At 62.0% G+C, this 13,125-nt stretch carries 11 protein-coding genes; 10 read left to right on the top strand and 1 reads right to left on the bottom strand.

All coding sequences use genetic code 11. The features are described from left to right. The first annotated feature begins 2 nt into the window (after nucleotides 1-2). From I6J19_RS01840 to I6J19_RS01805, 8 genes are all read left to right on the top strand, one after another. Nucleotides 3-917 (top strand): LysR family transcriptional regulator, encoded by a 915-nt coding sequence (locus tag I6J19_RS01840; RefSeq protein WP_038627446.1) that lies wholly within the window; start codon nucleotides 3-5, stop codon nucleotides 915-917. A 281-nt stretch (nucleotides 918-1,198) separates the two neighbouring features. Next, on the top strand, nucleotides 1,199-2,602 hold the full coding sequence (locus I6J19_RS01835; RefSeq protein WP_235191226.1) for a CpaE-like family protein: 1,404 nt from the start codon (nucleotides 1,199-1,201) through the stop codon (nucleotides 2,600-2,602). Continuing rightward, nucleotides 2,595-3,752 (top strand): TadA family conjugal transfer-associated ATPase, encoded by a 1,158-nt coding sequence (locus I6J19_RS01830; protein WP_081913995.1) that lies wholly within the window; start codon nucleotides 2,595-2,597, stop codon nucleotides 3,750-3,752. Before I6J19_RS01835 ends, I6J19_RS01830 begins: the two co-directional genes overlap by 8 nt. Nucleotides 3,753-3,825: 73 nt before the next feature. Continuing rightward, on the top strand, nucleotides 3,826-4,698 hold the full coding sequence (locus I6J19_RS01825) for a type II secretion system F family protein (RefSeq protein ID WP_224784286.1): 873 nt from the start codon (nucleotides 3,826-3,828) through the stop codon (nucleotides 4,696-4,698). Then, nucleotides 4,695-5,345: a type II secretion system F family protein gene (locus I6J19_RS01820; protein ID WP_038627454.1), complete on the top strand. Its 651-nt coding sequence runs from the start codon at nucleotides 4,695-4,697 to the stop codon at nucleotides 5,343-5,345. The genes I6J19_RS01825 and I6J19_RS01820 overlap by 4 nt, the downstream gene beginning before the upstream one ends. Before the next feature lie 209 nt (nucleotides 5,346-5,554). Further along, nucleotides 5,555-5,815 (top strand): DUF4244 domain-containing protein, encoded by a 261-nt coding sequence (locus tag I6J19_RS01815; protein ID WP_070628705.1) that lies wholly within the window; start codon nucleotides 5,555-5,557, stop codon nucleotides 5,813-5,815. After that, nucleotides 5,808-6,161 (top strand): TadE family type IV pilus minor pilin, encoded by a 354-nt coding sequence (locus I6J19_RS01810; RefSeq protein ID WP_038627462.1) that lies wholly within the window; start codon nucleotides 5,808-5,810, stop codon nucleotides 6,159-6,161. The genes I6J19_RS01815 and I6J19_RS01810 overlap by 8 nt, the downstream gene beginning before the upstream one ends. Continuing rightward, complete coding sequence (locus tag I6J19_RS01805) at nucleotides 6,158-6,523, top strand: Rv3654c family TadE-like protein (RefSeq protein ID WP_052155571.1); 366 nt, start codon at nucleotides 6,158-6,160, stop codon at nucleotides 6,521-6,523. The genes I6J19_RS01810 and I6J19_RS01805 overlap by 4 nt, the downstream gene beginning before the upstream one ends. Here the strand turns inward: I6J19_RS01805 and I6J19_RS01800 are convergent. Further along, nucleotides 6,507-8,843: a DEAD/DEAH box helicase gene (locus tag I6J19_RS01800; RefSeq protein WP_038627465.1), complete on the bottom strand. Its 2,337-nt coding sequence runs from the start codon at nucleotides 8,841-8,843 to the stop codon at nucleotides 6,507-6,509. The two genes, I6J19_RS01805 and I6J19_RS01800, sit on opposite strands and share 17 nt — an antisense overlap. Nucleotides 8,844-9,159: 316 nt before the next feature. Here I6J19_RS01800 and I6J19_RS01795 point away from each other — a divergent pair, with 316 nt between their 5' ends. Beyond that, nucleotides 9,160-9,363 carry a cold-shock protein gene (locus I6J19_RS01795; RefSeq protein WP_005511370.1) on the top strand — a complete coding sequence of 68 codons (204 nt, stop codon included), beginning with the start codon at nucleotides 9,160-9,162 and terminating at the stop codon, nucleotides 9,361-9,363. A gap of 766 nt (nucleotides 9,364-10,129) precedes the next feature. Then, entirely contained in the window at nucleotides 10,130-13,090 is a 2,961-nt protein-coding gene (gene topA / locus I6J19_RS01790; protein WP_038627467.1) for a type I DNA topoisomerase, read from the top strand. Nucleotides 13,091-13,125 lie beyond the last annotated feature (35 nt).

The raw sequence follows: 13,125 nt of genomic DNA, 5'->3' as shown, positions 1-13,125 counted from the left end.
CAATGACCTACAATCATGGTTTAGTGGAACTCCAACAGCTCAGGTACGTCGTGGCGATCGCCGAGGAGCGCAACTTCACGCGAGCAGCAGAACAATGCTTCGTCGTGCAATCAGCACTGAGCCACCAGATCAAGGCCCTCGAACAGGAACTCGGCATGGCACTGTTCGTGCGCTCATCCCGTCGGGTAGAGCTGACCGCCGCCGGCGAAGCCTTCCTCACGGAAGCACGCGCCAGCCTCGCAGCCGCCGACCGTGCCGTGGCGGTCGCTGCCGAGGCCGTGGGCCAGGTCCGCGGAAGCCTATCGGTAGGTGTCATCCCGACGGTCACAGCCGTCAGCGTGCCCGACATCATCGCGGCCTTCCACGCCAGCCATCCCCACGTGGACCTCACCGTGCGGGGCGGGGGAAGCAATGAGTTCATGCGCGACCTCGACAGCGGGAGACTCGACGTGGCCTTTCTCGGCGTGGACGCCGACGTCGCCCCAGCGTCCGGACTCACCGCGCACGAGATCGCCCGAGGGCGTCTCGTCGCCGTCATGGCGTCACAACACCGGCTAGCGCACACGGGCACCCTGGCCCTGGCTGACTTGGTCGACGAGACGTTCATCGACTTCCCGGCCGGGTCACCAGGCAGACTCCAAGGCGATCGGGCATTCGCTGCCGCAGGCCTTCAGCGCCGCGTGGGCTTCGAGGCGATGTCGACCGAGTTCATGCTCGCCCTCGTCGAACGTGGGTTGGGCGTCTGCCTGCTGCCCGTCGAATGTGTGCCGGCTAACCCAGCGCTGCGAGCAGTTCCCGTGGCCGATGGCCCCTGCCGAGCCGAGTACGTCGCGTGGGGCTCTTTCAATCCGAGCCCCGCGTCTCGGGCGTTCATCGAACAGGTCAAGGAATCAATCGCCCTGCACATGGTCGGCTGATGCCGGTCCCATCGATCAACGTCTCCGGTCCGTACATCTAGAACCCTATTCAAGCCCGTTTTATGTGTGGTGATCAGTAGACATCCTGAAAGTCAGACACATTTTTTGTCACTTAACCCAACGCAGTCACTAACTTGCATTGGCCAGGCCGCGCAGCAGTCATAAGACCAGGGCAACGTAGCGTTCGGCAGTTATCCACAGTCTGAAAATTATCCACAGACAGCGAGGTTTTGGCCCCTTGCGAGCATCATTGAATCCGCCTTTTAGTGCACGCTATGGCCATGGCAATCAAGAAACTGTCCATGGCTCAGCGAACCGAGGCTCCAGCAAATCCAGTAGTCAACGCTGTCGATGATGAAGCGCTGCGTGAAGAGGTTGCACTCATAGTCGCTGCTACCGGTCGTGACTGTGTGCAAGAGACCGTGCCACCTGTGGCTGCAGCGCCAGTGGCCGCACAAGCATTGACATCGTCGCCAGCATCACCACCAGTATCAGCCACAGCGTCAGTGCCCGCATCGACCGGAGCGGGAGTTTCATCGGCCCTGTGGCGTCGGGCACCAGCGGTGTTCGTTGATGCGTCGGCAGCCCGAAGATTAGCCGGGCGGCCTCATTGTGAGGGAGCAATCTTTCTGGTCCGCAGTGATACTGAGGCGGAAGATACGCAGGTGGCGAAGGTTTTAGCTCCTGTTTACAGCGCTAGTTTGCCCGCGGATAACGTCGATATTGTCGAACTGCTCGGCCGAGCCGAGGTACGTCCGGATGGTCCGAGGCTCTCCGATTTCCAACACAGCTCGAGCCTCCTGAACCACCAACACACCCCAGCGTCACCTGCGAGCGCAGACGTGATTACAGCACCAGGTACAGAACCCGCACCGAACGTGCCAGCAACTACAACCGATTCCACGGCAACGTGCCTGATGTTGGTTCCTGCGGTCGGCGGTGCTGGTGCTTCCATTACGGCGGCAGCGAGTGCATTGGTTCTTTCCCGCGAAAGGCCCATCTGCTTGGTGGACGCAGATGCGCTGGCGGGAGGTATTGATCTGGTGCTCGGGATGGAAACGGAACCGGGACTGAGGTGGCAAGACTTCTCGGCTGCTGATGGCCGTCTCGACGGGGCGGCACTCTACGAAGCACTGCCATCCTGCCCGCGATCACCCGCGCTGAAAGTGTTGACGTGGACTCGCAGTCGCACGCCCGAGACGGCTTACAACCACGCCTCGGCGGCCACCAAATTCGACAGTGCCGACAGACTCGGCAGAACCGACAGACCCGACGATCTTCGACACATTGCCAGCACCATTAGTTGCCTTATTCATGCCGGAATTACGGTCATCGTGGACTGCCCGAATCAAGTGGAGTACGTCACCACTATCGGCGCGCTTGCCGATGACACCGTCATCATCCTGCCCACCTCTGTCCGAGCTATCGCAGCCGGTGGACACCTGGCCAGCGTCTGTGCACAGGCAGGATTCACGCCAAGTCTTGCGGTTCGGCACCAGCAGCACCGCGATATCAGTGTCGAAGAGGTTGAGTACGCGCTCAATCTGCCCATTGCTGGTGAGATTGAGTACTGCAAGAAAGTAGCTCACGAGATAGATGTGGGCGGGCTCGCTGGGGCCGTCGGCAAGCTGACGCGGGGATTGGAAGCGATGTTTGCTCTTGTCGGCGGTGGTGGCGATGGATGATGTCAGGCTGTTGGCGGCGGTGCGGGCGGCGCTTGCGGAGCGGCCTGGGGTGGCATCGCATAGCGAGGTCGCCGACATCATTCGCGCGGAGACCGCGGGAGTTGTCTCCGATGTGAAGGTGTTGGAGATTCTGCGCACGATTCGTGAGGAAACAGTGGGCGCGGGCGTGTTGGATGCGCTGTTGCGCCGCCCGGGTGTCAGCGATGTGCTGGTCACCGCGCCCGGCGAGGTCTGGGTCGACGCCGGCAACGGACTGGAGCGGGCCGAGATTTCCTTCGCGGACGAGGGCGAGGTGCGCGCGTATGCGGTGCGGCTCGCGTCGCGGTGCGGACGAAGGCTTGACGACGCGCAACCTTGGGCCGACGGCCATATTCCTGGTGGTGTCGGCGGCTGTGGTGTGCGAGTTCATGCGGTGCTTTCCCCACCGTCAGCGACCGGCACTCAGATTAGCCTGCGAGTGCTTCGTCCGGCTCGTCGCGGGCTTGCGGAGTTGTGCGATATCGGGCTGTTTCCACCGGAGATTCTGCCGGTGTTGCGGGGAATCGTGGCGGGACAGCTGTCGTTTATTGTCGCCGGAGGCACGGGTGCGGGAAAGACGACGCTATTGGCGGCGATGCTCTCAGAAGTTAATCCTGACCAGCGCATTGTGTGCATCGAGGACACTCCGGAGTTGCAACCGCAGCATCCCCATGTGGTGAAGCTGGTGACCAGAGCCGCCAACTTGGAGGGGGCCGGTGCGATTGGGCAGCAGGAGTTGCTGAAGCAGGCGTTGCGCATGCGTCCCGACCGCATTGTCGTCGGTGAGATTCGTGGCGCCGAAGTGGTGGATCTGCTGGCTGCGTTGAACACGGGGCATCGCGGTGGGGCAGGGACAATTCACGCCAACCGGATTGGGGATGTCGTCGCGCGCTTTGAGGCTTTGGGGTTGATCGGTGGCCTTAGTCGCGCCGGGCTGCATGCGCAGTTGGTCTCTGCGGTGCAGGTGGTGTTGGTAGTCGAACGCGCTGATGTTCGCCGGCTGGCGCAGATCGGGCTGCTGCGCGGTAACCCACCGGAGGTGGTGGAGGTTTGGACTGCTCGGGACGGGCCGGGGCCGGGGTGGGAAACGTTGCAGAAATTGCTGGTCGGCAGGGAACAGTCGGTGGAATAACCGGTGGAATAACCCGGGGGAAAAGTCAGGGGATTAGACGGGGAGATTAACAGCTATGGGGGAGGGATTTAGCGTGACCGTACTCATTGGGGGCGCGGCTGCGGCAGTCGCTATCTGGCCGGACAGCTCGGCGGCGGTGCGCTCGCGAGCGCTGGCAGGCCGTGCCCGTGAGGTGTCCTGTGGACTGAAGTGGTTGCAGCGCATGGTTGGACTTGGGGCTGGTTCCGCGGGGTCGAGCGCCGCAAGCACTGGCAGTGCGAATAGAGCTGCAGGGCTATCGATTCTCATCGTTGCAGGTCCGGCACTTGTGTTGCTATGGCTCGCCGGGATTCCAGGTGTCATAGCCGGGCTATTGCTGGGCCGCACCGCAGGGGCCGTAGTGCGCGCTGTGGGGGAGAGGCGCTGTGAACGTCGGGAAGCGGACAGCGCTGCGGTAGCGCTGGAAACCTTGACCGCGCAGTTGCGCGCAGGTGCGGCGGCCTCAAGAGCGCTCAACGCGGCAGCAGCGGAATTGCGTAGGGCAGAGGACATGACTGTGTTGGCCGATCATCTTGCGCACGCGGCGCACCGCGCGAACTTCGCCGACCCGTGGGAGACCGAAGAGTCTTCGGAACAACTGCGTCGGATTGGGCGTATGTGGACGGTGGCGCAGCAACATGGTCTGAGTTTGGCCGGGTTACTGGACTGCGCGCGGGGTGATCTGCAGGCTCGTCAGGCACATCGCTCACAGACGTCGGCCGCGCTGGCGGGACCACGCATGACGATTGCCATTTTGGCTTCGCTCCCAGTCTTCGGGCTGATTATGGGGCAAGCTTTCGGAGCGTCCCCCTTCGAGTTCCTCAGTCGCGGTATTGGAGGAATTGTGCTGGTCATCGGTGTCGGGCTGGTGTGCGCGGGCATCGAATGGGCTGTCGCCATCATTGATCGTGCGGAGGCCGGACAATGATCGCTGCCGCACTTCTCATCGCCGTCTACCTCTGCTTGCCGACGTTCAATCCCGTCCGCAGCCGACTGCCCGAATTGGTATCCGAGTCGGATGCTCGTACGCGAGGAGGCGTGCGGAGGCAGGTGACCAGTCGGGTGTCGCAGATTGTCGCACAGGTACGGGAGCGTGTGCGAACTGTCATTGGCGGGGAGCGCCTCAGCCCGGCTGTGCTTCTCGATGCCGCAGCGACCCTCGACATCATTGGCGCTTGTTTGAGCTCCGGTATGCCGTTGTCGCGGGCTATGGCGGCAGCTGCCGATGGCGCAAACCCGGAGTTGGCCGAGCCACTTCGACAGTGTTCCGCCAGGTTGTCTGTGGGCGCGCACTCTGCTTGGGAGAGCCTTGCTGCCACACCCGCGCTCGTGCCCCTGGCGACTGCTGGGCGTCGCGCAAGCGAATCCGGCACCGGCCTGGCGCAGGCAATGGAGGACACCGCTGCCACGTACCGCAGCCAAGCGCACGACGCGGCGCAAGCCGTCGCCGAAAAGGCCGGTGTCCTCATCGCCGGGCCGCTGGCGTTGTGCTTTCTACCCGCGTTTGTGGTGCTGGGTTTGGTGCCCACCATCGCCGGGCTTGCCGACGAAATGTTTGCAGGGCTGATGCCGTGATGATGCTTGGACACTACTGTGCCCAGCCTCGCGCGCTGGCACGCGCCGGATGCAGTGCTGGTTGCGCTTTCGGTTGCGTCCTCGCCGGTGCGCGTGGGCCGCCGGCTAATCCGCGATCCACCATGCGTCAGCGCGGGTCAACGCACGTTAATGCACATCACATCTCACAACTGACCTATCACTCGACTTCCACATAGGGGGAGACACTCATGACCACTCAAAACTCCAGCCGTCCAACTAGCCTTCCAACCAATCCATTGACCACTGCACAGTCTCAGCTCCGCTCGTATTTGCACAAACGCCTGCGTGCTCTGGCAACTGAGGAAAACGGCATGTCAACCGTGGAATACGCTTTGGGAACAATCGCTGCCGCCGCTTTCGGAGCCCTGCTCTACACCGTCGTGACCGGCGGCGATATCACCCAGGCGCTCACCGACATCATCGAAAGGGCGCTCAACACTGATGTCTAGCCGCATCCGCTCTACGCTTCATCGCCTGTGCGTCGGCGACGAAGGCCAAACCACGGTAGAAACCGCTTTCGGTCTCGCGGCACTGGTCACGGTCATGGTCACGGCTTTGTCAGGGCTGGTCACCATCGCAATGTACCTAGGGCTTACCGACGCAGCCGGAGCCATCGCACGGGCTGAGGCGCGGGGCGATGCGGAGACAGTAGCCGAGCTCCGCGCCGACGCGGATGGACAGGTCGCGATATCGGAAACCTCCGGTACCGTGCGCGTGACCATTCGGCGCTCAGCGGGGCCTTTTACGCTGGAAGCACGCGCGGTTGCCCTGCAGGAAAGAGCGGCATCGTCATGAGAAACATGACAGCCCGCCTCTTACGCGAAGAAGATGGTTCCACCACAGTCGCAGCCGCACTGTTCATCGCTGCTTTCGTCATTCTGACTTTGGTTGGAGTTACAGCCGGGGTGAGGGTGGTGCAGGCTCGGCAGGCAGCGGTAGCAGCGGATCTGGCCGCGGTGGCCGGTGCCGTGGCTGCGCAAGAGAGCGACGATGCCTGCAAAGCCGCTGGGTCAATCGCAAAAGCTAACCACGCACGTCTTGTGGCCTGCGAGATCGATGGAGAGGACGTGCAGGTCAGCGTCCAACGAAAGGCGAGAAAAGCCACGTCCAGAGCAGGGCCGGTCGCGGTGGAGGATGCTGCTACTGGCCGTCGTTAAGCGCGCGCGACACTCCACTGAGCACTTTGATTGCGCCGGCCTTGTCCAGCGGATCGTTGCCATTGCCGCACTTGGGCGACTGGATGCACGATGGGCAACCGGATTCGCACTCGCAGGCGGCGACAGCATCGCGGGTCGCGCGAATCCACTGCGCGAAGGCCTCGTAGCCACGGTCGGCGAATCCTGCACCACCAGGGTGCCCGTCGTAAACAAAAACGGTGGGCTGCTGGGTATCGGCGTGCATGATCGTGGAAACGCCGCCGATGTCCCAGCGGTCGCAGGTGGCAATCAGCGGCAGCATGCCGATAGCCGCGTGCTCGGCTGCGTGGAGAGCCCCCGGCGCGATGTCGGAGCCCACGCCCCACGAGCGCAGTGTGGACTCGGGCATTGTGTAGGCCACGGCGCGCGTGACCAAACGCTGCGGAGGGTAGTCAAGCTCAACACTGTCGAGAATCTCGCCGGTATCCAAGCGACGAAGATAGGAGGTGACCTGATGAAAAACCTCGACCTGGCAGGAAGCGACCTGTAAGCCCTGGTAGTGGCGCATGTCGTCAACATCGAGGATGCGAATGGTGGTGTCCATGCGTGAGCTGGTGGAATAGCGTGGCTGCTCGGGGTGGACCAGGGCGACGAGGCTGTCGAAGTCCAGCTGGTCGACAAGGTAGGACTCGCCGCGGTGCAAGTAAACGGCACCGTCGTGGACCTGCTGCATCGCACGGCCAAGATCGATGGTGCCAAGCAGGCGACCATCGGTCTGGTCGACGATGGCCACTTCCTGGCCATCGCCGCCACGGACGTTCACGGCATCGTGAGCAGTGGCAATGCGCGGTCCCTCATCGCGGTCGGTCGGGTAGTAGACGGGTTCTTGTCCTTCCCAGGTGCGTTTGCGCAACCAGCCCGCAACCACCATGTCTTCGGCTACGGGCAGGGTTCCCCATGCCTGAAGCTGGCTGGTGGTGATCGGTTTCTCCACAGCCGCGCAGTAGAGGTGTGACCACACCACATGCGGGTTACGGGGATCGAAGACGGTCTTCTCCACCGGCCGGCCCAACAGTGCCGAAGGGTTGTGGACCAAGTAAGTGTCCATGGGATCATCGCGAGCCACCAACACCACCAGCGCGCCCTGACCACGACGGCCCGCGCGGCCGGCCTGCTGCCAGAACGAAGCGACCGTGCCCGGGAAACCGGCCTGCACCACCGCGTCAAGGCCACCGACGTCAATGCCCAGCTCCAGTGCATTGGTGGTGGCCACACCAAGCAGGGTGCCGTCATCGAGCATGCGCTCGATGTCGCGGCGTTCTTCGGCCAGGTAGCCGGCGCGGTAAGACTCGATGCGCTCGGCGATATCGCTGCGGCGGCGCTTCTCCAGGCGCTCGCGCACGCCGAGCGCTACCTTCTCGGCACTGCTTCGCGAACGGGTGAAGGTCAGGGTGCGGGCGCCCTCGACGAGCAGGTCGGCCATGATATCTGCGGCCTCGGTCGGGGCGGGGCGGCGCACGGGGGCACCGTTCTCGCCTTGGAGGTCGGGGAGCAGGCCGGGTTCCCACAGGGCGATAGTCCGCTCACCGACCGGGGCGCCGTCTTCGGTGACGGCCTCGACAGGCTCGCCGATGAGGCGACGAGCCTGGTCAGCAGGGTCGTTGGTCGTCGCAGAGGCAAAAATCACGGTCGGCGAGGCGCCATACTCCCGGGACAGCCGCAGAAGGCGACGCAGAATTTGGGAGACGTTGGCGCCGAATACGCCTCGATAGGCATGGCATTCGTCGACGACGATATAGCGCAGGTTGCGCAGCATCCGCGTCCACCGAACATGATTGCCGAGGACCGAAACATGCAGCATATCGGGGTTGGTAAACACCCAACGGGCATGGTCGCGAATCGCGCGCCGGGCGTCTTGCGGGGTGTCGCCGTCGTAAAGCGAAATCAGCGAGCTCAGCGACGCCGGTGCCATCGCGCGTGCCGTGTCCAGCTGATCGGCGCCCAGTGCCTTGGTCGGGGAGAGGTACAGCGCGGTGGCCTCGGGGGTGGCGGACAGTTCTGTGAGCACGGGCAGCAGATAACCGAGCGATTTACCCGACGCTGTGCCCGTCGCGACGACGCAGTGCACGCCCTCGCGGGCGAGGTTCGCGGTTGTCGCCTGATGAGTCCACAGGTTCTCAATTCCGCGATCTACCAGCACTTCTTTCAGCCATTCCGGCACCCATTCAGGCCAAGGTGCGGTCACACCAGCGCGTGCAGGAAGATCCGCAATGTGCGTCACCGTCGCCCGCGGATGCGCACGAATAACCGGCCCCAGCAGCTCCCGTCCAAATGACTCCACCGACACCACCCTTTCCTATAAACGCGCACTTCATATGCTTGACGACGCTTCCTGCCAGCCACATTTTCGCCTTTCGACAACCCAGTTTCTCCGGGCCCCGAACGCGGGTTTACGGGGGTGGCAAGGAGCTGTTCCTAATCGGCGCTTGCGCCCCAAACGTGGCAGACTTTTTGAGTGTATCGCCCGCCAAAGGGCACCCAGCAAAAGCCCGCTCGAGGCGGAAAGGGTGTTCTCGCCGTGTTTACCCCATTGTGTGTGGCCGGATGTGCGTCGCGAATACTTGTTTTATCGAATCCTGAAGTTGGGAAGTTTTGTAATGGCACAGGGTACTGTGAAGTGGTTCAACTCGGAGAAGGGCTTCGGGTTTATCGCCCCAGCTGACGGTGGCAACGACGTGTTTGTTCACTACTCCGAGATCCAGGGCACTGGTTTCAAGACGCTGGAAGAGAACCAGGCAGTCGAGTTCGAGATTGGTGAAGGCCAGAAGGGCCCGCAGGCTCTGGACGTGAAGCCTCTGTAAAGCTTAGTAGTTCGGGGCTGAGTTCGGTTCTGAACTGGGCTTTTGCTCGGTTTGGCTCGTAGACCTCGATCTGCAAGGTTCATGCTGTGTTCATGCTGTGAGCCGTGATTCTCCCACGCGGAAAGTAATTTCTGCGTGGGTTTTGTATTTCTGGGGTCCCGGAGTGCGCGGCAATCGCGGGGTAATAGGCAAAAGTGCGTCTGCTCAGCGTGTCGACCGGTGGGGACCTTCTGCTTCTTACTTCAATGCGAGTTACTGACCGCGTTTATGGCTGGCGGCGACGGGGATGATCCGGGTTACTGACCGCGTTTATGGCACAAATCGCACGAAAAATGGCCTGAAAGTGCTATAAACTCGCACAGTTTCACATTTGCAGCCCGTATTCACACGTGCAGCCCGCAGTCACGCGCCCGTTGCGGCCAGTCATGGCCAGCCACAGAGCAGTCGTCGGGCTGGCCACCGGGTATCCCTCCCCCCCCACAGCAGCCCCTTCAGTCACACCCAAAATCCGCCCGATACTTGAGGATTCCACGCGACAAACTAGATTGTGTGTACGGTATTCCTTATATTCTTCATATTCTTTCCAGATAATCTTCCGGGAGAACGCGGCCGGGAACTGATTTGAACTGATCGGAACCGGTTGGAACCGATTGCGGGCTTCTCGCAGCTGGCCCGGCCAGAGTCCGGTCAAGAACCCCAAGATTTAAACCAAAATCAGAACTTAAACAGTCAAAAACAGTCAACGTTGCAGGATAGAAAAACTTCTATGGCGAATTCAGACGGCCTCAAGCGCCTTGTAATTGTCGAGTCAGCGACGAAAGCTCGCAAGATTCAGCCGTATCTCGGCGATGATTACATCGTGGAGGCGTCGGTGGGACACATTCGCGACTTGCCCCGTGGCGCAGCTGACGTTCCGGCTCGTTACAAGAAAGAGCCCTGGGCTCGGCTGGGTGTGAATGTCGACAACGGATTTGCTCCGTTGTATGTCGTCAGCGCTGATAAGAAGAAGAAAGTCGCCGACCTGAAGGCCAAGCTCAAGGAAGTCGACGAACTCTATCTCGCAACTGACCCCGACCGTGAGGGCGAGGCTATTGCCTGGCACTTGCTGGAGGTTCTGAAGCCCAAGGTGCCAGTGCGCCGCATGGTGTTCCATGAGATCACCAAGCAGGCCATCCTGGAAGCCGCCGCCAATACCCGTGAGCTGGACCAGAACCTGGTCGACGCCCAGGAAGGTCGCCGTATCCTCGACCGCCTTTACGGCTACGAGGTTTCACCGGTGCTGTGGAAGAAGGTCATGCCGCGCCTGTCGGCAGGCCGTGTGCAGTCGGTGGCGACGCGTGTCATCGTCGAGCGTGAGCGTGAACGCATGGCGTTTATCTCCGCTGAGTACTGGGATGTCGCCGCAACTTTGGACACCGGCTCGGCTTCTGCTGACGCCAACCAGCCGAAGGAATTCGTCGCAACCCTGACCAGCGTTGATGGTCAGCGCGTAGCGCAGGGCCGAGACTTCGATGACCGTGGCCAGCTGAAGAAGTCCGATGGCATCCGGGTCGTCGATAAGCAGCTCGCCGAAACCCTGGCGGCGGACCTCGTGGGCTCTGAGCTCAAGGTCGCGTCGGTGGAGGAGAAGCCGTACACGCGCCGCCCGTACCCGCCGTTCATGACTTCTACGCTGCAGCAGGAGGCGGGCCGCAAGCTGCATTACACCTCTGAGCGCACGATGCGTGTGGCGCAGCGCCTGTACGAAAACGGTCACATTACCTACATGCGTACCGACTCCACGACGCTGTCCAAGGCCGGTATCGACGCCGCGCGTAAGCAGGCGCTGGAGCTCTACGGCTCGGAGTACGTCGCCGATGCGCCGCGCCAGTACTCGCGCAAGGTGAAGAACTCGCAGGAAGCGCACGAGGCAATTCGTCCGGCTGGCGAGACATTCGCAACGCCGGGGCAGCTGGCGGGATCGCTGGATGCTGAGGAATTCAAGCTCTACGAACTGATTTGGCAGCGTACCGTCGCCTCGCAGATGGCCGACGCACGCGGCACGTCCATGAAGGTCACCATCGCTGGCGCCACCGACACGCACGCCGTCGAGTTCGCCTCCACCGGACGAACGATTCGCTTCCCGGGCTTCCTCAAGGCATACGTCGAGGTCTCCGCGCTTTCTGACGGCCGTAAGGTCGCCGACAACGCTGAGAAGCGTCTGCCACAGTTGACGGAAGGCCAGGGCCTGACGGCCACGGACTTCAGTGCCGACAACCACTCCACCAACCCGCCTGCGCGCTTCACCGAGGCCAGCTTGGTGAAGAAGATGGAGGACCTGGGAATTGGTCGTCCGTCGACATACGCGTCGATTATCAAGACCATTCAGGATCGCGGCTACGTCTACTCCCGCGGCAACGCTCTGGTGCCCTCGTGGGTGGCCTTTGCCGTGGTGGGGCTGATGGAGGAAGCATTCTCCGATTTGGTCAACTACGACTTCACCTCCGAGCTGGAGGATGAGCTCGACGGCATTGCTGCGGGCAATAAGGATCGCACGACCTGGCTGACCGGTTTCTATTTCGGTGATGACAAGGATCACCGCCACAAGGGAGCCGACGCCATTGCGACCCACGGTGGTCTGAAGAACATCATCGACGTGAACTTGGAATCGATTGATGCTCGGAAGGTCAATTCGCTCCACCTCTTCGACGATGCCGAGGGTAACCCGATCATCGTTCGCGTTGGCCGCTATGGACCGTACCTGGAGCGTACTCGTCCGGGTGCCGGTGAAAACGGTGCCGACGAGGTGCAGCGCGCCAACATCCCGGAGGCCATGACTCCGGACGAGCTGGATCTGGCCGCCGCCGAGAAGCTGCTGGCCATGCCGCAGGGTGGTCGTGAGCTGGGCATTAACCCGGCCAATGGTCGCATGATTGTTGCTCGCGATGGCCGCTACGGCCCCTACGTCACCGAGCTGGTCACCGATGAAGAGCGCGAAGGTGTCGTAGCCAAGGCTGAGGAGATCATCGCAGCTGAGCGCGCCGAAGAGGACGCTCAGCGCGCTGCCGAGGGCAAGCGAAAGAAGAACTGGGAAACCAAGACCGCTGCCAAGCAGAAGGAAAAGCGCACCGCGGAAATCATCGAGGAAACTCTGAAGCCGAAGACGGCCTCGCTGTTTTCCTCCATGGAGCCGTCGACTGTCACGTTGGAAGAGGCTCTGAAGCTGATGAGCCTGCCGCGCGAGGTCGGTGTCGACCCGGTCGATAACGAGGTTATTACTGCTCAGAATGGCCGTTACGGTCCGTACCTGAAGAAGGGCACGGACTCGCGTTCACTGGCTAACGAAGAGCAGATTTTCACCGTGACATTGGACGAGGCTCGTCGTATCTACGCGGAGCCGAAGCGCCGCGGCCGCGCTGCTGCGAAGCCGCCACTGAAGCAGCTGGGCGACAACGATGTCTCCGGTCGCCCGATGTCGGTGAAGGATGGCCGCTTCGGTCCGTACGTCACCGATGGTGTCACCAATGCTTCGTTGCGCAAGGGTGATACGCCTGAGACGCTGACCGATGCCCGCGCCTGCGAGCTGCTGTCTGAGCGTCGTGCGAAGGAAGCTGCCGATGGTGGTACCAAGAAGGCCGCGAAAAAGTCGACTCGCAAGAGCACGAAGAAGGCTGCCAAGAAGACCACTAGGAAGGCGGTCAAGCGCACCACCAAGCGAGTGGTGAAGGCGACCCGCCGGGGCAAGTAGCGCATTGACCGTTAGCTGCGGCAGGGGCTAAATGG

The sequence above is a fragment of the Corynebacterium amycolatum genome (assembly GCF_016889425.1).
GTDB lineage: Bacteria > Actinomycetota > Actinomycetes > Mycobacteriales > Mycobacteriaceae > Corynebacterium > Corynebacterium amycolatum.
This window is presented reverse-complemented; position numbering and strand designations above follow the sequence as displayed.

Bases quoted from the DNA above. Each gene is read 5' to 3' on its own strand.
- I6J19_RS01840 (WP_038627446.1), top strand. From the start codon at position 3: ATGACCTACAATCATGGTTTAGTGGAACTCCAACAGCTCAGGTACGTC.
- I6J19_RS01835 (WP_235191226.1), top strand. From the start codon at position 1,199: ATGGCAATCAAGAAACTGTCCATGGCTCAGCGAACCGAGGCTCCAGCA.
- I6J19_RS01830 (WP_081913995.1), top strand. From the start codon at position 2,595: ATGGATGATGTCAGGCTGTTGGCGGCGGTGCGGGCGGCGCTTGCGGAG.
- I6J19_RS01820 (WP_038627454.1), top strand. From the start codon at position 4,695: ATGATCGCTGCCGCACTTCTCATCGCCGTCTACCTCTGCTTGCCGACG.
- I6J19_RS01815 (WP_070628705.1), top strand. From the start codon at position 5,555: ATGACCACTCAAAACTCCAGCCGTCCAACTAGCCTTCCAACCAATCCA.
- I6J19_RS01810 (WP_038627462.1), top strand. From the start codon at position 5,808: ATGTCTAGCCGCATCCGCTCTACGCTTCATCGCCTGTGCGTCGGCGAC.
- I6J19_RS01805 (WP_052155571.1), top strand. From the start codon at position 6,158: ATGAGAAACATGACAGCCCGCCTCTTACGCGAAGAAGATGGTTCCACC.
- I6J19_RS01795 (WP_005511370.1), top strand. From the start codon at position 9,160: ATGGCACAGGGTACTGTGAAGTGGTTCAACTCGGAGAAGGGCTTCGGG.
- topA (WP_038627467.1), top strand. From the start codon at position 10,130: ATGGCGAATTCAGACGGCCTCAAGCGCCTTGTAATTGTCGAGTCAGCG.